Origin of the sequence: Bacteroides salyersiae (assembly GCF_031172035.1) — a bacterium.
Taxonomy (GTDB): domain Bacteria; phylum Bacteroidota; class Bacteroidia; order Bacteroidales; family Bacteroidaceae; genus Bacteroides; species Bacteroides salyersiae.
The window spans coordinates 4,506,877-4,526,838 of record NZ_CP133452.1 but is presented as its reverse complement, the minus strand read 5'-3'; the positions used below and the strand labels follow the sequence as shown (position 1 = coordinate 4,526,838).

The following is a 19,962-nucleotide window of genomic DNA, read 5'->3' as shown; positions in this document are numbered from 1 at the left end:
AATTTCAGCGTTTTATTTTACTATATAAATCATTGAATAACAAAGTATACTGTTCATGTCTAAATTGCCTTGTGTATTTTGTTGCTTTCATGGAGAATCTTTCCATTATTTGAGGATTTTCCAGGAGATGATATATTTTTTTTACCATATCTTCAATACTTTCTTTTTCATGTAGTAGACCAACTTCTTTATCTTTCACTATTTCCGGTAGTCCTCCTGCATTCGACGCTACTACTACGCATCCTCTTGCCATCCCTTCAATGGCTGTCAAGCCGAATCCTTCGCTACGCGATGGTATCAGTAAGATGTCTATCATATCATAATATGTCTGCAGTTGTTCTTGCTCTTGTCTGCCAGCCCATGTGATATCTTTATTTGTAGTTGAATCTTTTGCTTGCTGCTGCATTTGTTCTTTCAGAGAACCGTCTCCAACAATTAAAAGGTGTATTTTCGGATATCCTTTTTTTATTTGTTCAAAAGCTGGAATAATGAGGTCCATTCCCTTTATCTTTTCCAATCGGCTTACTACCCCCAAAGTAACAGATGTGGAAAAGTTGCGTGTATCTTTACGTATCTGTATGTACGGAGGCAATGCATTATAGATCGTAAAGTGGTTTCTCTTTTGTAATTTTGTCTGTTGTGTGTACATACATGAATTGCCGAAAAAAGATTTTTCAGCAGTTAGAGTGATGTTGGTGAATACACGTATACAATGTCTTTGGATGAAATGTACCAACTTTAAGTTCGGATAAATATCGGCCGCAGTGTGTGCTGTGGCGATAACATTTTTTATTCCTATCATGCGTAACAATATGATAGGAATAGCCCCCGGAGCCATATACTGTACATGAGCGACTTCGGGCTTTTCTGCTTGTACTACCTGTTTCAGTCCTTTGTATAAAAAGGCAATTCCTTTCATTCCTCCAATTCGTTTTCCTACGGGGCTCAAGCATGTTACCTTGCTTCCTGCTTCTTGATAACGGGATACCATTTCGGGTAAATATTCAAAATAGCATACGGTACTTACTTGATGTTTACCTTGAATTAGGGATTTTACTAAATTGAGGGTTTGTATTTCAGTACCTCCAGTCAAGAGACAAGGAATGCAAATCAGGACTTTCATTTATTTGTTGTAAATTTAGATGTGATTTTGTTTTTGTAATAATGGATAGTTGGCTGTAAATCTTTGAAGTTGATGTTTATAAAACAACGCGTTCGCAATAAATCACGTATCCAAATCCATAGTGACAAACTCCCGTTCTTTACGTAGAGAAAATCTAAAGAATAGTTCATCATATACACTTTATGAATTTTATTTCTTTTGATTTTCATATTTGGATTTAAGTATAGAGCGTGAAGGTTTGCGCCAGCCGATGTTGCCGCATATGCTAAACCCTCGTTCCGGAAATTTACTTCCATGAAATAATCTTTATCGGCTTTATGAAGGAATTCGATACTGAAAGGGCCGTAATAATTTGCTTGTATTAAAAATTCCTCTATTCCCTGTATATTAATGTTATATTCTCTGATAGGTTTAAATAAGCCGTAAGCTCCTGCACCTATTAGTTGTGGATAATGCCGAATCTTTCTTATTCCTCCTGCCAAGAAGGTTTCTTTTTCAGTTCTAACTCCAATACAGTCTATTTCGTACTCTTTGTCAATAAACTCTTGTAGGATAAAATCAGAACAAGAACTTTCTGCGTTTAAAGCATTTTCTACCTCTTCTTCATTCTGGCAGATATGAATGTCGCTTTTCTCTCCTTTCGTACTGTTAAGCGGTTTTAATAAAATAGGATAATCAAAAATTAAATTATTGATTTTTTCTTCCCGATGAAAAATGATTGATTTCGGTACGGTTAATCCACATTTTTCGGCTAATTTACATTGTTCATCTTTGTTAAATAGCATACCAATTTGCTTTCCTCTCGCCGGAGTACGAAAAAATGGTGCTAATATTGATTCTTTTTTATCAATAAAAACCGCAGCTTCATCAAAACTACAAATTATAGTCTGCTGTTTAGTTGTATTTTCTTTTAATTGCTCCAATATTGGCATGCAATCTTCAATGGTCGATATACGATATACACGACTGTTTTTTAGATATTTACTTTTTGCAACCAAACAGATATCCTCATCGCATTTCAGGATTAGAGTCTGTTCTATTTTTGCTTCACCTAAACTACGGACAATGCTTAATGTGTTATTTGTTGAATCACCGAGAACAATAGCGCTATACAACGGTTGTTTCATATTTATTTCTGTTTGAAATATAGTTCTTTGTTCCAATAGTTGGCTTCAATAAACACGTTGGGTAATCCGCCGGACCACGGTTTCCCGCAGGGAGCCTTAGGATATATATATTTATCGATAGCTTCTTTTTTCCTTAAATGCTCTTCTTTCGTCATGTTAAGCAGTTGTGCGTTTTTCCAATCTATTTTCCAGGTATTATAATACCAGAACCAGACGCAGTATTCATAAAGCCGGATATCTGTCATTTCTTTAGTTATTCTTCTTATGATATTTCCGGCTTGTATATGATCGTTCCACCCTTCTCCTTTGTGTGGAATGAAAATAGCATGGGGGTGGATGTTTTTTATTAATCGGCTTAGCTTGTCCGTTTCTTGATGGTTATAGCTTATTTTGCCATCGGGGTAATCGAGGAAAAATAGATTTTTTGTAGGTATACCCAATTTTCTGTTTATATTTATAGCCAATCCTCTTCTTGCGGTTATCAGTTCTTGGGAAGTAATTCCACAGCATCCGTTATGTGACGCTTCTCCGCCGGTAAGAATGATGACGTATACGTCGTTTCCTTTGTTGAGAGAACGTTGTATCAATCCGGCACAACCTATCACTTCATCGTCCGGATGCGGAGCGATAATTAGTAAAGATTCTTTGGGTTCGATACTGCCGGCTCTGATATTGGCGATACCGTGCAGTGCATTTACTCTGAGTTTCCGTATAATATCCTTTATCATCTGGCATTCAGTAAGTTTTTGTAAATGTTCACTACATATTCAGGTGATAACCGGCTATATAATTGCCGTGTACTGTATTTTTCATTCAGTGTATTCTCTTGCCAGGCTTTATATAAAGTTAAGATACCTTTTTTGATGTCTTTATGATTTTCATTGTTGACGGCTATTCCTCCTCCCTGTAGGGTTAACGTTGAATTTGCAAAACCATTAACCGGTGAAATGGCTAATATCGGTCGGTTGAGCTGGGCATAATCTGTAAATTTACTGGCAAAGAATATTCCTTTTTTAAGAACCGCTTCCAATAACACTAATACATCATATTCCTGCATCTTCTGCATTGCTGTCATATATGGGTAGCTACCTACAAAGCAAACATGATCTTTCAGATCGTATTTTTCGATTAATAGTTTTGTATGTTCATTTATATATCCCATAATGTCCAATTGTATCGACCTATATCCTTCGTCTATGAGTTCTCTTATTGCTTTAAAGGTCAATTCCGGATTCCTTTCGGAAGACAAATTACCGGAATGGCACATATACATTTTATCTCTTTTTTCAGAAGGGCGGACTGATAAAAACGATTCCGGCAGACCGATATGCGGAATGACTGCTGTCTGTTTGTCTTTCAGAAAAGAGAAATTTGCTTCAAAATGCTCTAATAACGTTTGGGATGGAAAGGTATTGACATCTGCTTTTTTTAGGCATGTCACGGTGTATCTATGAGCTATATTATGCTCTCTGGGTGACAGATGGTGCGTGTATGGCTCCGGCCAGATAGTCGTTGCCGGATCGTTCCAGTTAGCTATCCATCGGATACCTGTCTTTTGCTTAATTTTGTATCCGATGATATGGGGAATATCGCTTGGAGAACGTGTTATGATTACATCATAAGGATTTTTTTTGTGCAGTTCCAAGGCTTTCTGGTAGGCTCTGCGGGCCCAACGTATGCCGTTCATTGGAAATCCTCCCATTAATAAACTCGAATAGCATAAATCTGCCATTCTGTTTATCTTATTACCTGCCGGATAGCTGATTTCATACGTATGTTTCTTAAGCGGCAGCCAAGGTTCTTGCCATTCCGAACAATAAGTAGGTCCTTCGTCTATCCGGGATATGACATCCACTTCCCACCCTTTTTCTTGTAATGCATATACAAGTTTGCCATTACATAAATTCTCAGAAAATGTGTATGGCAAATATCCGGGAGCGATAAATAAGATTCTCATTTTATGATAAGTGATTTACAATTCTTTCACAAGCCATTCCGTCTCCGTAAGGATTGGTGGCTTTACTCATTTTTTCATAGTAAGCCTTGTCGTCTAACAAACGGCTCACCTCACTGATGATTTTATTACGGTCGGTACCTACTAACTTTACCGTACCCGCATTCACGGCTTCCGGCCGTTCGGTGGTATCACGCATTACCAACACCGGTTTTCCTAATCCGGGAGCTTCTTCCTGTATCCCGCCGCTATCGGTCAGTACCAATGTACTTTTCTCCATGAGATAGACGAATGGCAGATATTCCAATGGTTCAATGAAAAACATGTTCTTCTGTTGTTTCTCTCCGAATACCTCATGGATTGGTTTTCTTACATTCGGATTTAGATGCATGGGGTATACAAAGTCCACATCCGGATATTTCTCTGTCAGTGTTTTGATTCCGGTACACATATTGATAAATCCTTCTCCGAAGTTTTCCCGGCGATGGCCAGTGATCAGCACCAAACGTCTGGCGTTATTAAGACGGTCAACATCGTACCCGGAGCTTTTTAAAGAATTATTCAAGGTGGTTTCTAATGCTGGGTCATCCTTGATTTTTCTTACCACTGCATAAAGGGCATCGATAACTGTATTACCTGTCACCAAAATTTGTTTTTCCTCGATTCCTTCATTCAGCAGATTCTGTTTGCTTAACGGTGTAGGAGAAAAGTGACAGGTTGCTATTCTTCCGGTTATTTGCCGGTTCATTTCTTCCGGCCATGGGCTGTAAATATTGTGTGTCCGTAATCCTGCTTCCACATGTCCTACCGGTATCTGTTGATAGAATGCTGCCAAGGCTGCTGCCGTGGAGGTCGTGGTATCGCCGTGTACTAATACAATGTCCGGTTGTGTCTTTTTCAATACATCCCGCATGCCTACAAGTACTTTGGCTGTTACGTCATATAGGTCTTGGCCTTGTTTCATAATGTTCAAGTCATGGTCGGGGACGATGTCGAATAGATGTAAGACTTGATCGAGCATCTCTCTGTGCTGGCCGGTTACGCATACAATTGTTTTAAATAAGTCTTTGTGTTTTTGGAACTCTTTTACTAAAGGAGCCATTTTTATAGCTTCCGGGCGAGTGCCGAAAACGAGCATGATCGTTCTCATATTTTATTTTTTTATATAATACTTTGGGAGCATAATAATTCTCAGTATAAATCCTTTCTGACTTTTTGAAATAATTGAATCCACTGCTCTGTGATTATTTCTGAGTCATACTGTTTTACATATTGGAAAGCTGCTTGAGATAGTTTTTCGCGATAGGTGACATTCTCTATGAGTAAAGATAATTTTTCTTTATATTCTTTTATGCTGAAAGGTGTGACTAATTCTCCGGTTTTTTCTGGAATGATTATATCTGCAATAGCTTCAAAGCTGTTAAATGCAACAGGTACACAACCAAATTGCATTGCTTCGGTGAGAACCATAGGAAAACCTTCGAAATTTGAAGTCATACAGATTATTGCTGCTTTTTCGTAAAATGGGCGAGGGGGTTGAAAATTATAGAAATCGATTTGCTTTAATCGTAATTGTTGCGAATACTGTCTCAACATATTACCGTCAATTCCATCTCCGACGATAGATAAGTGCCAGTCCGGATATTTTTTTGAAATGGACTGCCATATTTTTAATAACCTGTCTACTCTTTTGGTTGAGTTGTATAATCTTCCTACGTATATAATTTCTTTTTGTTTTATAGGAATACTTTTTTGTTCTTCATAAGTGTTAGGATTGGGGATAGAATATGTTATATTTAAGAGTTTGGGGTTGATTTTTTTAAGACTTAATTCATATTGAGCGGACAGCAGTGTTATAATGGTAGAATGTTCCAGTATGTATTGATAATGCTGTTGTATAGATTTCCAGACTTCATACTTTAACTTTGGATATAAGAGACAACGGATTATTCTTTTTAGTTTTTCTATGTATGTATTGTTTTTTAATAAATAAAGTTCTTCCCACAAACATGTATAGTTGATGATAGGATTACTGTGTATTACTGAAATTGTTGGAATAGTGAGGTTTCCAACATTTTGAAATAAATATGAACTTTCGTATAATCCATCTTGATTTATGATTATATCAATGTTTTTTTCTTTTAGAAAATTGTGATAGAACTCTACATTTTTACAATCATAGATATCATTTGTTGGTAGTATTGTTACTGAAGCGGGATATGGATAATTATCTTCTGGATACCACTTACGGTGCAGGTAATAAATGGTATATCCACGTTTTTGAAATTCTCTACAAAGAGTGTCTGTAACTCTACCTACTCCTCCTTTTTGAGGATGAAAAGATGTAGGAGATGTAAATAAAATATTCATTTTTTATTCTTTTCCGTTTTTGTTTGCGAATGCTTTACAACGTTCTATCAATTTGTTTGCATAGGATAGATATCTTGTTGTATTATTCATTTTATCAGGGTCAAGCGGTAACTTATATGGCGATTTTATAATTTTATTCTTTCTGAATTCAATGACATTCAATAGTTCCAACAAACCATTAAATCTGCATGTACTTTCTATAGAATCGTCTTTATTCTGTAAAAAAATTACGGGTGTTTTCAGACCTAAACATGGCAATGCACAATGAATTCTTGATGTAATAACTAATTGTGCTTCCGAATAAAGATGTATTAGTTCTTCGGCTCTTTTGAAGCGTGATTCGTTTGTAGGATATTCATAATCATAGTGATATTGCGTCAAAATGATTGCGTCTGATAAATCTTTCGGCGATAAAATTTGTCTAAGAATATTGTATGAACGTATAATTGCTGCATAACGGTTTAAATTCTTGTAGCTGAAAGATAAATCATATATATTTTGTTTCTTTATTTTTCTTATATATCGGTTTATACCTTTAAAATGAGGTATGTATTCAAAAAGTAATCGTAGCTTTCTTAATTTGAAATTCATTTCTGGTACATAATGTACAGGGTCTACAATGTATATGTTTTTTCTTTGTTTTGAGGAAGCATATTTATAGCCTAATGTTGTTGTCAGACAAGACGAAAAGTAAGCATTGACCCCTTTTTTACTTAAAGCGGCAACCGTATTTTCATCGCGGCATCCGATTGGTTCGTGTTTCTTTAAATATTCAATGCTCTTATCGGATAGTAATTTTTCGTATGCGCTTGTATTCAAGTGGAAAGCTACAAATAACGGTGATATATTGGGTGAAGGAGGCCAGTTTTGGGGTTGATGGGTAAACCAACCATTCATGATTACTTTTGCAGAAGCACCTGAATATTGATTTAATTTATCACGATGGTAATATTGTATATTGGTACTGTCCCAAAATTGCTTGGCAGCTAAACTTTGAATATAATCACCGATGTTCGTGTTTTTATATCCTTCGTATGTAAAAATCAGAGATTCCATTTTTTTATTATTTGTAGTATAGTTTGTTTCTCTTGTTTATTGATTCCTATATAGTAGATTGATCCTGCACATAAGATGATGGACAGCGGGGTAGTAATAAGCAGTTTTTCTCCACCGTCCAGATATGTACTTACGATCAATAATATGCAGATTGTAAATAGTGTTATTGCTACGGTCGGGTAAACAACCTTTTTGAAATAATCCATATATGAAAAATTGATTAACGGCAGGATATAGAGTACACGAAAAATATACATAAATAGGCCTATTAATATTTTAGCATAAAAAATAGATTCTACTGCCAATCCTTGATATAAGCAGACAAATGCAATAGGAATATTCAAGGCGTTGATGGAGCTGACAATGATTTGGTATGTCTTTATCTTTCCCGTTGCCTGCATAGACATCCATAGTGGGGCTCCAAGTGCTTCAATCAGAGAAAAGGTGATGATAAGTTGAGTAAATGTCACAGAATGATCCGGTACCTCTTTTAGCCAAAGGTGTAGTATGTAACTTGTATTTATTAATACCGGCAGTGAGATGATATACAATAAATAGTATGAAATTCGGGATGCGCGCGAAAGAAGTACCCGATGCACTTCTAAATTTCCAGAAGAATAAGTCTGTATAAGTTGTGGATTAAAAGCTGTTTGGAAATTTGAAACAAAATTGTATATTGCACTGTTGACTTGTTGGGCAATTCCTGTGGCGGCATTGAGCAGTACTCCGCAGAAAATGTTTATTATCATATTGAGTCCTGAGGTAGATCCTATATAAGCAATCTGCCCAAAAAGGCTCCAACCCGAAAAGGATGCAATCGCTTTTAGCATCGGCTTGTCTACCATGAACTGATACCTGCAAATAGGAAAGTTCCGGCTGCAATATATCCATTTGGCAGAACTGATCAGAATCCCGACAATGAAGATGAGTGCTGAGTAAAAAATCAATTTATCGGTTGTGCAGATTACCAGCATATAAACAATTATCAACTTAAATACTCCTTCAATAATGCTGAGATATGAATAAACAGACATTTTTTCATAAGCAACGATCGTCGATTCGTAAGGTGCTCCGATGATCCCTATACATGCGGACAAAATACTGAATTGGTAAACCCAATTGGCGGCATACATTCGGTTTTCCGGAATATTCAGTTGGGTATTCAAAAACCATAAGCCTATACTTTCGCTTATAATGATGAGTATTATACAGATTATAAAATGTATGGTCAAGCTGGCCGAAAAAGCTTTGGCAGACTCTTGTGGGTTATTCTTTCCTAAGTTGAAATTGATAAAACGCCTTGTAGCAGCAGTAAGAGCATTGTTTATAAAGCTAAAAAGCACTATAATACTGCCGACTATGTTGTACACCCCAAAATCTTCGACACCTAACGTCTCCAATACGATACGTGAAGTATATAGAGAGATGCCCATTAACAGGAACATCCTCAAATATAACAGAAGAGTGTTTTTAGCGATTCGTTTGTTATCTATCATTTTTTTCTCCAATGACAAATGAACATTTTATTGCTCTTAGAAAGTATGTAATGATAAGGCTGCCTCCAATGCCGAATATCAGATTCATTGGTACCAGTATGGCAGGAGGTGCTATTATAGAGAATTTATTCATAATGATGTACATAAGTGGCGAATGGAACAGATATATGCCGAAACTGTTTTTATCAAGCCATAAGATGAAACGGTTCGTTCTGTGTGGCATGAAATAATAAAGGGATGCAATAATCGTGATTGAAGTAAATGTCGTTACTACGCGATTTTCATTATGGAATATGAGTACGTATGCTATTAAAAGGATTCCAAGTGTTGCAAGGCCATGGTAAATAGCTTTTATTGAGAATATTTGTTTGCCATACTGGTTGATAAAATATCCCATGAAGAAAAAGAACAGATATTTAGTGCTTGTTATTAATAGAAATGAAGATAGATAAGGTGACAAAATGTATAACATTAGAACGATACATATTAATGTGCTCTGTTTCGATTTCGTCATACGGATAAGTACGGTGGCTATAATAAATATCCCTAAAAGGGTAGGTAGAAACCATAAATGTCCACAATCATTAACTGTTAGGAATGAATATATGATACGTATTAAAGATGTGCTTTCGTAGGGAGGATAGTTTGCAATGAACCGGATTGGAATAAGGTAAAATAATCCGATGAGAAGAAATGGAATTAGCAAGCGTATTGTTTTCTTTTTCAAAAGGGATTTAATTTTAAATTTCTTTTGTGTTGTATAGAAAAACAGAAATCCTGACAATGAGAAGAATAATTCCATTTGGAATAGATTTATTATTTTTTTCAGTGTCACCAAAAAAACGGAATGAAACGGGGTATTATATGTTGTCCAATTAGGATCATAGATAATGATACTATGCCCCAACACAACTAATAATATTGCTAAAACTCGTAAATTAGAGATTAGATAATTCTTTTGTCGGTTTTGGCGTGGTATTTGCGGTGTATTATGCTTATACATTGGGCATATAATGAAAGTGATTGATTGGGATATTGAGCAATTTGTAGTTGTTTTTATATTTGTATCTTTTCCACAAACCCCGCCGACATATCCACCTGTGCGCATCCCAGCATATCCAGTCTTACGACTACTTTGCTTTTCCCGTCTACCGTCACCAGTTCTCCTTCCAGTCCGGCCAATGGGCCTTTGATTACTCTTACCTGTTCTCCCACAGCCAATGGAGTAGTGCACAATTCCACCGCTTCTTCCGAATAATCCAGCATGAATTTGAATTTTTCCATTTGCCGGTCAGGGATGACGGCCGGAACGGATTCTCCCCGTAACACCATATACCGGCTGATAGCTGATAGCGTGAGCGGTAATCCGCGTTCTTCGTCAGATACGCGGACAAAGATCATCATCGGAATAACTACCCGCTCTACTTTTTTCCGGCGGTCACTCCACTGGTGAATCTCCTCTTGTATGGGGAGGAAACACTCAATACCCATCGCGGTAAGACGATCACGGGTTTTCTTCTCGTGATGAAGACGGACATAGGCGGCAAGCCAGGATTTCATGAAAATTAAAGATTATTTTTCAGACATAAGAACATAAAGAACAGATAAATTGCCCATAAAGGCTATGCAGAAAATAGGTTCTTTTGTTCTTCTGTCTGAAATAGATTCAAAACTGCAAAATAGGGGTAAAATACCGATTTTCGGTTCGCTTGGGTGCGCTACGCTGTTACCTGTCACATACTTGTGTGGGGTAATCTTTTTAGGACGAACCAATTTTGATGCAAAGATAGATATTATTTTACTATAACAAATAATTTGTAGATAAAAATAAAATAATTTTGGAGATTAATTAGTTTTGATATTATTTTTGTAACTTGTTTTATTAACTATTATTAAATGATTTATTATGAATGAAAAAAACTAACAAGAATTGAACTCGCAAACTTTTTGAAAAAAACAGAAGAGAAGTATGGAGAATTTAAAAAGGCAGAGGTGGTATGCTCCGAAGAGTCGCGAAGGCGCCTTGCCCGGATTGGAAAGGCGATGTTACATCATTCGGAGGAAATACAGAGAAGGAGGAAAAAGGGGAGAGGGGAGGGGTGAGATGGGAGAGAGGAGATGGGGGATGAAATATTTTTTTTCTTGATTTATGTAGGGTTTTGTAGAACTAAATCTTTTCTTGTTAATGTGTTATGAGGCGATAAACCTACAGATTTAACGTTTGGATTGTATTTGTTTTTGTTCTCACCTTTGTGTCGTTGGCAGGGCACAAAGCCCTGCCTGTTAATTTTAGAATCAAGATATGATGAGAAAAAGTCCTATGAAAGTTTCTTTTTTTATCCATAGATGGAAGAAGGAGTCGGAAGTGATTTCCCTGGAAGAGTTTGTGAATGATATTCGTGGTCCTCGTTGGAAAGTGGCTACGGAAGCCTATCGAGGTTATCTGCAGCGGGGGATGCAGAAGGAGGCGGCCGATATAAAGGAAAAGATGAACGGTATTGTGGCTGCCGGTACTTGCCGGGGCGGGCATGCGGCGGCGCAGGTGGTGAGCCTGAGTGGTTGGATGATGTTTGATTTTGACCATTCGGGTACGTATACCGGTCGGCTTTTGGAGCTGCTTTGTGCTCTTCCGTATGTGGGGGTGGCGTTTATAAGTATCTCCGGAGAGGGAGTCAAGGCGTTGGTACGTATAGAGGTGGATACGCTTGAAGAGTATAAAACGGCTTATAAGGTAGTGGGTGATGAGCTTTGTCGCCGTGTGGGTTTTACCAACGACGGTGCATGTTCCGATTTGGGGCGCATCTGTTCGGCTGTGTATGATCCGGAGGTGTATTATTGTCCCGATGCCGAACCCTTTGCATGGCGTGATCTGGCTCCGCAGTTTGTTCCGGTATCTGGTCCTGTACCGGTGTTGCCTGCTGTGCAGGCAGATGGGTTTATTCGGACATTTCTCAATGAGTTTGCTGCACGTAATCCGTTTGTGCGGGGCACTCGCCATGACTTTATGCTGAAGTTAGGGAGGGTGGCCCGATATAAAGGATTTTCGCAGAGGGAGCTGGCGGATCTTATCGGGCTGGCCACTTCTGAATTTACCGAATCCGATTATCTTCCAGAAGAATGTCTGAAAGATATTATGGCTGGATATCAGTATGTTAATACCGGATTTCCTCTCGAAAATCCGGTATCGAGGGTTCACAAGGGTCAACGTTCACCTTTGGCCCCTTCCGGGGGTGTTGCGGACGATGGGGATGAGGCGGCGTTGTTTGAAAAAAATAACGAGTTGCGCGACTCCATGCCTGTTTTTCCGGCGGTGGTGTATGCGGCACTGCCCGGTTTGTTGAAACGAGGGGTGGCGGTGGCTCGTGGCGATCGCGAAAAGGATATGCTCTTGATGGGGATGATGGCCAACCTGAGCGTGTGTCTGACGGGGGTACGCTTCCGTTATGCCGGAATGGAATATTCTCCCCATCTTTATTTTGCCGGAGTGGCTCCTGCCGGTACGGGAAAGGGGGTAGTAGCACTTGCCGCTTTGCTTTCACAACCCTTGCACGATCAGTATGCCCGGAAAGCGGCCGATGAACGCAAGGCGTATGATACGAAGAAATTGGCTTGGGAGGAGGAGCTGAAAGAGGCCTTTCGTGCGAAGCGCCCTGCCGACCGGTCGTTGCAGCCCGAAGAACCGCACGGGATTGTGCTGATGTTGCCTGCCAATACTTCGAAGTCACGGACGTATGCCCATCTGAGGGATAACGGGCAGTTGGGGGCTATTATCAACGCCAGTGAGATCAATACAATGGTGTCGGCCTTATCGCAGGACTACGGCCGGCAGGACGATGTGTATTGTGCGGCGGCCCATCACGAGGATATTTCTTCCTCTTTTAAGGTGGACGGGTTGCCCATATTTGTGCGCGAACCTCGGTTAGGAATGTGCCTTACGGGTACGCCCGATCAGTTTGTGGCATTGGTTCGGACACTGGAGAACGGGCTTTACAGCCGTCTCGGCATACTTACCGCTCCGGCGAAGTGGGTGTGGCATTCGGCAGCCCCAAAAGAAGGGCAGATAGAGAACCGGGCTTATTTCCGTGAGTTGGGTGGAGAGGTGCTGGGGATGCACGAGATGTTGTTAGAGTCGCCTACGGAGGTAGTATTTACGGCTGCTCAGTGGGAGGAGCACAGTCGTCGGTTCGAATCCTGTCTTGACGGGGTGGTGATAGAGGGATGTGATTCTCCGGGTGCGATTGTGGTACGTCACGGTTTGTATGCCATGCGTCTGGCGGCGGTGCTTACTGCGCTCCGCAAGGTTGAAAGCCGTTGGTATGTAAAGGAGTATATCTGTGCGGATGAGGATTTTCATACGGCCATGGCTATGACGGAAGTACTGCTCGAACATAGTTTGCTGCTTAGTTCGTCACTGCCGGGACTGGCGTTAAAGGCCCGTCCTTTGCAGCAGTTTCATAGGGCGCTCGCTGTTTTGCGGCGTCTGAAGCACCGTTTTTCTTACACGGACTTTGTCTCGTCGGCTATGGAAGACGGGGCGTCCGAGTCAACGGCAAAAAGACTGTTGAGACGTGTGCTTCAATCGCATTTCGTTGTAAACAAGGAAGATGGCTATGTGAAGAATCGGAAATACTACGACAAGGAGGGGTCAAAGGAGAACCCTGAACCTTAGTGAACCCTATAGGTTGAAGAAAGCTTTACAACTTTGTGGAAAACATGTTACATCTTTTTTCAAGGGATGTAGCATGTTTGTTTTAAAGACGCTACATCTTTTCCGGAAACTCTTCCATCTTTTCGGAAAAGATGTAGCATGAAAAAACGGCCGGTAGCGTGGCGGGAGTTAGGGGTCGCCCAGATGCTTGCGGATGATTTCCACCTCACGTTTCAAGAAGCTGTGCCGGTGCTTGTCGTAGCCGTATTGTTGCAGTTCGGTCCGGAGTGGGGCGCATTTTCGCATCCATCGGTAAAGGCTTTGCAGGGCTGTGGCGGGTTCCCGTCCCGGGCAATAAAGAAGCGCCAGCTCTATCTTGGTATACGAACGGACGACGAACGGTTTTTCTTCGGAATTTTGCTTTTCTTTTTCTGTCATTTGTTTGATTGTCTGTTGGTTGACTACCTGTAAAGGTAGCGAAAAAACAAGAATAAAGCAAGCGGATATTCAAAATATTTTCCTCCTTCCATCTTCCATCTCCCATTCTTTTTATACCTCCCAACATTTCCATCCCCGGTTGGCGCAGATGTAAACCACATAAGCACGCACCTTGTAGTTGGGGAAATGCCGCAGCGTATCCTCGGCATAACGATGCATCTGCTCCACATGTTCAGGCAGGGGCGCATCCGGTCCTAACATTTTCTCCGCCTCTTTTGCCTTGTAATATTTGAACTCCACCAGACGGTCGTCCGTGTAGTAATCCGTGCCCGGTATGCCGGTCATTTCGAAGTCGGCGCGTCCTTCCGAATTGTTCTGTTCGATGGCAAAGGTATAGCAACTGCTCAGATAGCGGGATACCAACTCGAAGAAAGAGCAACGGATGAAATTTTCATTAATCTTGTCGAACACCTGTGCAGGGAACTGGCCGAGGTATTGCTCGAAATAATTCCGGACAAGCGATTCAAAATCACGCTCTTGAGTGAACCTCTCGTAGACGGGGGCATAGCGCATGGCACCACCGTCTATACGGTTCAATACGTTGTAATAGTCCATGTAGATACTGCGCATGGTCAGGTTAGGCAACATCATGCGATAATCATTGAAAAGTGTCGTCATGCCTAAATAGAAAAGGCTGACGGGGTAGAAATTCTTGTCGAAGAACTTCTGCTTGTTGAATTTGCTGGAGAGGTCGGCCACGTTGTAGTATAATCCGTTGTCTATCACTAATGCATCCAGCATGGCCTTCGAGTTTTCCAGCGAGAGGGTGAGCCGTCGCAGCCAGCCGATGTCGGTGCGCAGGTTCTCGTCTATCATCTCTTCGGGAACTTCACCTTTATTGACTGCAAATTTCTTCAGGAAATACGTCAATATCGTTGCATTGAACAGCTTTTCCCCCTTGGGGCTGAAACGGTAACCGTCGTAGTTGTTGACGATGAGCTGCCATATTTCGTCGTAGCGTTCCTGGCTTCCGGTATACTTGTCGAGCACGTAGCGCAGATAAGCATCCGCTTCGGCATGGGTAAAGCCCAACATATTGATAAAATCGGATTCTAAAGTCAATATCTCGGCAATGTTATATCCACTGGTCAGGTCGTCCATCGTCACGGGCAGCACACCGGTGCAGAAACAGGTACGGATACTGCCCTCGCCGATACCTTTTTTGATTACCTTGAAGAAGGTGCGCAGGAAGCTGTCGGCAGTGGTTACTTTCTCGTAGAGCGGATCATTGTAAGAGGTCAGCAACTGGTTGGTGAAGTTGTCGTATTCGTCTATCAGGATGTAAACCGGAGGGAGGTCATGGGCGCGGGCATATGCCAAGACTTCCTCGAGCATCTGTGTGGCATTTTCGCGAGTGGAAAACTGAAAGTCTCCGAAGAGGTCACGGTTGTGTGTCACTATGATTTCCACGGGGCCGCGGTTCAGAATATTAAAATTCTGTTCCAACCCCTCCATATTATCCGCCATCACCATTGCCGAGAAGTCATAGCGAATGATCATATAGCGGTTGTGTTCCGGTGTAGGATGGCTTCCGATGTATGTTCCGCCAAAGAGATCCTCAAACCGGTGGGCCAACGTGCGGTCATAATAATGCGCCAAGGTGGATACCAGCAGGCTCTTCCCGAAACGGCGGGGACGCAGGAACACAGGGGCATTATAGGCCTCGAGACGTGGAATGTAATCCGTCTTATCCACATAATAAAAGCCACGGTCGCGCAAATCGGCATAATTGGCCACGGCATAGGGAATCGTTATACTTGCTTGAATTTTCATATCCTATCACTCTTTGTTATGCTAACAGTTACAAAGTTACAAAAGTTTTTCGTTTCGGAGTTATGAATTTGCAGAATAATACGGGGGCTCTGCACGGGTTTTTCCTGTGGAACGGTTCGGCAAGAAACTTTTAATCGACATTGCTCTACCGGTCTCTACCGATACCGACATTTCCCGACAATGCCGGGTGGCGGGTGTGGTATCTTTGTAGGGTAATCAGATTACAATTAATGTTTAACACTAAAAAAAAGAAAAAGTAGTATGAGTAAAAGTGTGACGTATTCGGTAGTGCCGCGTAAGAACCTTTTGAAGAAGGATGAACCGGCGAAGTATTATGCCCAGGCTCAGGCCAGTGGCGATGTGGAAGTGAAAGAGATGGCAAAGCGCATCGAGAAGGCGTGCACGGTGACGCGTGCCGATGTGATGGCGGTATTGATCGCATTGGAAGATACCATTGTAGAGGGTCTCGAAAGAGGAGAGATCGTTCGTTTGGGAGAGATCGGGTCATTCCAGATCGGACTGCGTGGCAAAGGTGCCGTGTCGGAAGAGGAATATAGTGCATCGCTCATCCGGAAAGCGAAAGTGAATTTTCGTCCCGGAGTGGCTTTGACCGAAGTCTTGTCCGGGCTGAGTTTTGCCAAAGTGGGCAAATTGCCGTTGAAAAAGAAAGAAGAAGGCGGCAGCGGTGGCGATGGGGAAGGAGAGGATCCGGCAGCATAAATAATTATTCAATGTGCCAATATGTCAATGTACCAATAAGGGAATGCGACTGGTGTGCTGATAAGGGGATATTCTGTTGTATGGTGCTATCGGTTGGCATGTCGCTTAATCGGTAAATTATTAAAAATAAAAAGAGTATGAAAAAGTGGAAAAAGATTTTAGAGTGGGTGATTGCGGTGTTGGTGTTTCTGCGGGGCGGAACCGGTGGGAAAGGGGAAAACGATGAGAGAGATTGATCTTATCGTGGTACATTGTTCCGCTACGCGGGAAGACCGGGACTTTACGGAGCATGATCTGGAAGTGTGCCATCGTCGCAGGGGATTCAATGGTGCCGGTTATCATTTCTATATCCGTAAGAATGGGGATATAAAAACTACCCGTTCGCTGGAGAAGATCGGGGCGCATGTAAAGGGATTCAATCAGAAAAGTATCGGCGTCTGTTATGAAGGTGGGCTGGATTGCCGTGGGCGGCCTAAGAATACGATGACGGTATGGCAGAGACATTCTCTGTATGTGCTGATACGGACGTTGCTGAAAGATTATCCCGGAAGCAGGGTGTGCGGACACCGGGACTTGTCTCCCGACTTGAATGGAAACGGTGAAATCGAACCTGAAGAATGGATTAAAGAGTGTCCCTGTTTTGATGTGATTGAATTTATGAATAATTACAAATTTGGCGATATTTAAAAATATGACTCTTTAAAGTGTTAAATATTTAACACTTTAAAGAGTTCTTTATTTATTGTATATATGTAATTATTTATAAATTCTTAATTATTTCCTTTTTTTCTTTCTGTTTTTCTCCATATCCATAACCATATCCATATCCATATCTTTTTCCGTAGCCATATTTATTCCCGTATCCATAATAATAACTGTGCTTTTTCTTTTTCATATCGATTCCGTTGATGACAATGGCCATTTCGGGTAACTTGTTTTCTTTTTTCAATTCATTGATCAATCCGAAATCGCTTTTATAAGAATAGTCGGCACGGCAGACATATACGGTGGCATTAGCAACGCGTGACATAATAAGGGTGTCGGTCACCATACCCACCGGAGCGGTATCCAATATCACATAATCAAATTCTTGAGATAGTTGTGTGATGGCTTTGTCCAGTGATGGGCGAGCCAATAACTCGGCAGGATTCGGAGGAACACTTCCGGAAGGCAGTATCTGCAAATTACTGCTGGCCTGGGTGGGCAAAAGTAAAGAGTGCAGATCGATACTGTCATCGGTCAGGAAAGAGGTGATACCTTTCAGATGTTTCTGTTCGAGACCGAAATACCCGGCCAGTTTCGGCTTGCGGATATCGAGACCCACGATTACCACCCGTTTGCCCAAAAGGGCAAGGCTGACACCGAGATTGCATGAAACGAATGTTTTACCCTCGCCACTGATAGTGGAAGTGATTAAGATGACATTATTCTCTTTTTTTCCTAAGATGAACTGAAGATTGGTGCGCATACTACGGAATACTTCGGACATCATGTTGTTTTCGTTCTCTTTTACGACAATGGTTGAGCCGTTCTTCTCTGATTGGTAATCTGTGGGAACATCACAAAGGATAGGAATACGGGTCAGTTTCTCCACATCGGCATGACCTTCGATACGGAAACGGAAGAAGTTGACTAATGTAATGGCAACTATCGGTATCAACAGCCCGATAACGATGGCAATCATCCGGACCAGAGAGTAATTGGGGGCTATGGGGTGGTCGTTGGCTGTGGCGGCGTCTATGATCTTGGCATTGTCTGCCGTAGCTGCCAGAGCGATGGAGTTTTCTTCACGTTTTTGTAGCAGCATCATGTAGAGTCCTGCCTTGATTTCTTGCTGGCGGGCAATACCGGTGAGCGCACGCTCCTGTGTAGGTGCCTGGTCGATGCGGTTGGAATACTTGCTTGCCTGACGGTCGATATCCTCTTTGGAAATCAGCAAACCTTTATAGACACTGTTGATGGCCGACCTGATGTTGGCACGCATGGCGCTGAGATCGCTGTTTTTGCGGATGATCACCGGATTGCTTTCCGATGAAGTACGGAGCAGGCGGTTGCGTTCCAGTATCATTTCATTATACTTGTTGATGAGGGCAGACAGGCTGACATCGTTTACTCCTACGTTGGAGGGGATTACGGCGTCCTGATTGGCTCGGTTGTCAATATAGTCGCGCAGGTATTCCATCAGGTTGAGTTGGGTTCCGATATCCATGCGTTTTTTCTCGTATTCGGAACTTTCCTGTACGAAAGTGTTGGCATCACTTATGCTGGTCAGCCCGGCGCTACGTTTGAAGTTTTCCAGTTCGGCTTCCGTACTCCCCAGTTCGCGGTTGATGATTACGATGCGCTCGTCGATGAACTCAGCCGTTTTGGTCGCTATCAGTTTCTTGTCATTATTGGCATCGAGGTTGTATACTTCAATGAGTTTGTTGACAAAATCTTCTCCCCGTTGCTTGTTGGTAGTTTGTATATTGATGTTGGCAATGGAAGTCGTGTTAGAAGTGCCGGCAATGCTCAGTGCCGCCAAATAAGCTTTTGCCATTTGAAGCGGAGGGGTGATTGTGATATAGATGGTTTCGTCGAATATCGGTTTGGTATTGGGACGTAACGACAGTGTCAGTCTGCCTGCCGGGGTATCCAGCAGGATCGGTAGTTGTTGGACGTGGGCTGCGATCTCTTCTCCGCCGATGTTCCCACTGATGTCCAGTGTGCTGTCCGGTTGCAGGACGACTTCAAAGTTGAATCCGGTTTTTAGTTTGTTGAGATCGGTAGCGGACATTTCAACGGCTATGGGGCTGTCCGTATAGAGATCCCGTGATCCGATATGTCCTTTGGTGGTATAAGTGGCATATATCTTCAAAGCGGTCACCGCCTGTTTGATGAGAGATTTTGAGCGGAGGATCTCCATCTCGTTTTCAATACTTCCGCTTGAAGAAAGGAAGCCCATGTCCTCAAGGGCGAGCATCTCACTGGCACGACTGCCTTTCTTGTCGTCTTTTATCATGACGGTGGCGCTGACATTGTATACCGGAGTGGCATAACGCAAATAGAACCATGCACCTGCCCAGCAAAGGACGACGGAAAGGATAAACCATTTCCAGTAGATGAAATAATTGAAAAGGAGATTTCTCAGTTCGTTCTTATTATCGGTTTCTTCAAAGGTATCTTCGGGAATAAACTCTTTCATGAATGATGATTTA

17 protein-coding genes are annotated in these 19,962 nt (G+C 41.6%); 4 read left to right on the top strand and 13 right to left on the bottom strand.

Features of this window, described 5'->3' with window-relative positions:
* Positions 1-4: 4 nt before the first annotated feature.
* The 10 genes from RB604_RS17260 to RB604_RS17220 are packed head-to-tail and all read right to left on the bottom strand — an operon-like array spanning position 5 to position 10,686.
* The gene (locus RB604_RS17260) at positions 5-1,123 is read right to left on the bottom strand and encodes a glycosyltransferase family 4 protein (RefSeq protein WP_007482026.1); all 1,119 of its coding nucleotides are present in this window, start codon (positions 1,121-1,123) and stop codon (positions 5-7) included.
* On the bottom strand, positions 1,120-2,250 hold the full coding sequence (locus RB604_RS17255; protein ID WP_007482028.1) for a hypothetical protein: 1,131 nt from the start codon (positions 2,248-2,250) through the stop codon (positions 1,120-1,122). The genes RB604_RS17260 and RB604_RS17255 overlap by 4 nt, the downstream gene beginning before the upstream one ends.
* A 2-nt stretch (positions 2,251-2,252) precedes the next feature.
* The gene (locus tag RB604_RS17250) at positions 2,253-2,978 is read right to left on the bottom strand and encodes a PIG-L deacetylase family protein (protein ID WP_007482030.1); all 726 of its coding nucleotides are present in this window, start codon (positions 2,976-2,978) and stop codon (positions 2,253-2,255) included.
* Positions 2,975-4,207 (bottom strand): glycosyltransferase, encoded by a 1,233-nt coding sequence (locus tag RB604_RS17245; RefSeq protein WP_007482032.1) that lies wholly within the window; start codon positions 4,205-4,207, stop codon positions 2,975-2,977. Before RB604_RS17245 ends, RB604_RS17250 begins: the two co-directional genes overlap by 4 nt.
* Position 4,208: 1 nt before the next feature.
* Positions 4,209-5,354, bottom strand: coding sequence for a non-hydrolyzing UDP-N-acetylglucosamine 2-epimerase (gene wecB / locus RB604_RS17240; protein ID WP_007482034.1), 1,146 nt, complete (start codon positions 5,352-5,354; stop codon positions 4,209-4,211).
* Between the two features lie 41 nt (positions 5,355-5,395).
* The gene (locus RB604_RS17235) at positions 5,396-6,574 is read right to left on the bottom strand and encodes a glycosyltransferase (RefSeq protein ID WP_007482036.1); all 1,179 of its coding nucleotides are present in this window, start codon (positions 6,572-6,574) and stop codon (positions 5,396-5,398) included.
* 3 nt (positions 6,575-6,577) lie between these two features.
* Entirely contained in the window at positions 6,578-7,630 is a 1,053-nt protein-coding gene (locus RB604_RS17230; protein WP_007482037.1) for a polysaccharide pyruvyl transferase family protein, read from the bottom strand.
* On the bottom strand, positions 7,618-9,126 hold the full coding sequence (locus RB604_RS17225) for a lipopolysaccharide biosynthesis protein (protein WP_122282039.1): 1,509 nt from the start codon (positions 9,124-9,126) through the stop codon (positions 7,618-7,620). The genes RB604_RS17230 and RB604_RS17225 overlap by 13 nt, the downstream gene beginning before the upstream one ends.
* A complete protein-coding gene (locus tag RB604_RS21480; RefSeq protein WP_157440102.1) occupies positions 9,116-10,129 on the bottom strand; it encodes an acyltransferase family protein in 1,014 nt (337 codons plus the stop codon). Before RB604_RS21480 ends, RB604_RS17225 begins: the two co-directional genes overlap by 11 nt.
* Positions 10,130-10,182: 53 nt before the next feature.
* On the bottom strand, positions 10,183-10,686 hold the full coding sequence (locus tag RB604_RS17220; protein ID WP_007482043.1) for a UpxY family transcription antiterminator: 504 nt from the start codon (positions 10,684-10,686) through the stop codon (positions 10,183-10,185).
* A gap of 437 nt (positions 10,687-11,123) precedes the next feature.
* Between RB604_RS17220 and RB604_RS17215 the strand changes: the two genes are divergently transcribed.
* Positions 11,124-11,255, top strand: a complete 132-nt coding sequence (locus RB604_RS17215) for a hypothetical protein (RefSeq protein ID WP_005931042.1) — start codon at positions 11,124-11,126, stop codon at positions 11,253-11,255.
* A 191-nt stretch (positions 11,256-11,446) separates the two neighbouring features.
* Entirely contained in the window at positions 11,447-13,795 is a 2,349-nt protein-coding gene (locus RB604_RS17210; protein ID WP_007482046.1) for a DUF3987 domain-containing protein, read from the top strand.
* A gap of 168 nt (positions 13,796-13,963) precedes the next feature.
* Here the strand turns inward: RB604_RS17210 and RB604_RS17205 are convergent, their stop codons facing one another.
* Both RB604_RS17205 and RB604_RS17200 read right to left on the bottom strand, forming a co-directional pair.
* On the bottom strand, positions 13,964-14,212 hold the full coding sequence (locus RB604_RS17205; RefSeq protein ID WP_081504167.1) for a DUF4248 domain-containing protein: 249 nt from the start codon (positions 14,210-14,212) through the stop codon (positions 13,964-13,966).
* Positions 14,213-14,323: 111 nt separating this feature from the next.
* Complete coding sequence (locus RB604_RS17200; RefSeq protein WP_309006436.1) at positions 14,324-16,045, bottom strand: PD-(D/E)XK nuclease domain-containing ATP-binding protein; 1,722 nt, start codon at positions 16,043-16,045, stop codon at positions 14,324-14,326.
* Between the two features lie 261 nt (positions 16,046-16,306).
* Between RB604_RS17200 and RB604_RS17195 the strand changes: the two genes are divergently transcribed.
* A complete protein-coding gene (locus RB604_RS17195; protein WP_021937195.1) occupies positions 16,307-16,765 on the top strand; it encodes an HU family DNA-binding protein in 459 nt (152 codons plus the stop codon).
* Positions 16,766-16,987: 222 nt separating this feature from the next.
* Positions 16,988-17,452 carry an N-acetylmuramoyl-L-alanine amidase gene (locus RB604_RS17190; RefSeq protein ID WP_055294300.1) on the top strand — a complete coding sequence of 155 codons (465 nt, stop codon included), beginning with the start codon at positions 16,988-16,990 and terminating at the stop codon, positions 17,450-17,452.
* Between the two features lie 73 nt (positions 17,453-17,525).
* On the opposite strand, the gene RB604_RS17185 is transcribed toward RB604_RS17190, so the two are convergent.
* Positions 17,526-19,949 carry a GumC family protein gene (locus RB604_RS17185; protein WP_055294302.1) on the bottom strand — a complete coding sequence of 808 codons (2,424 nt, stop codon included), beginning with the start codon at positions 19,947-19,949 and terminating at the stop codon, positions 17,526-17,528.
* Positions 19,950-19,962: the final 13 nt, after the last annotated feature.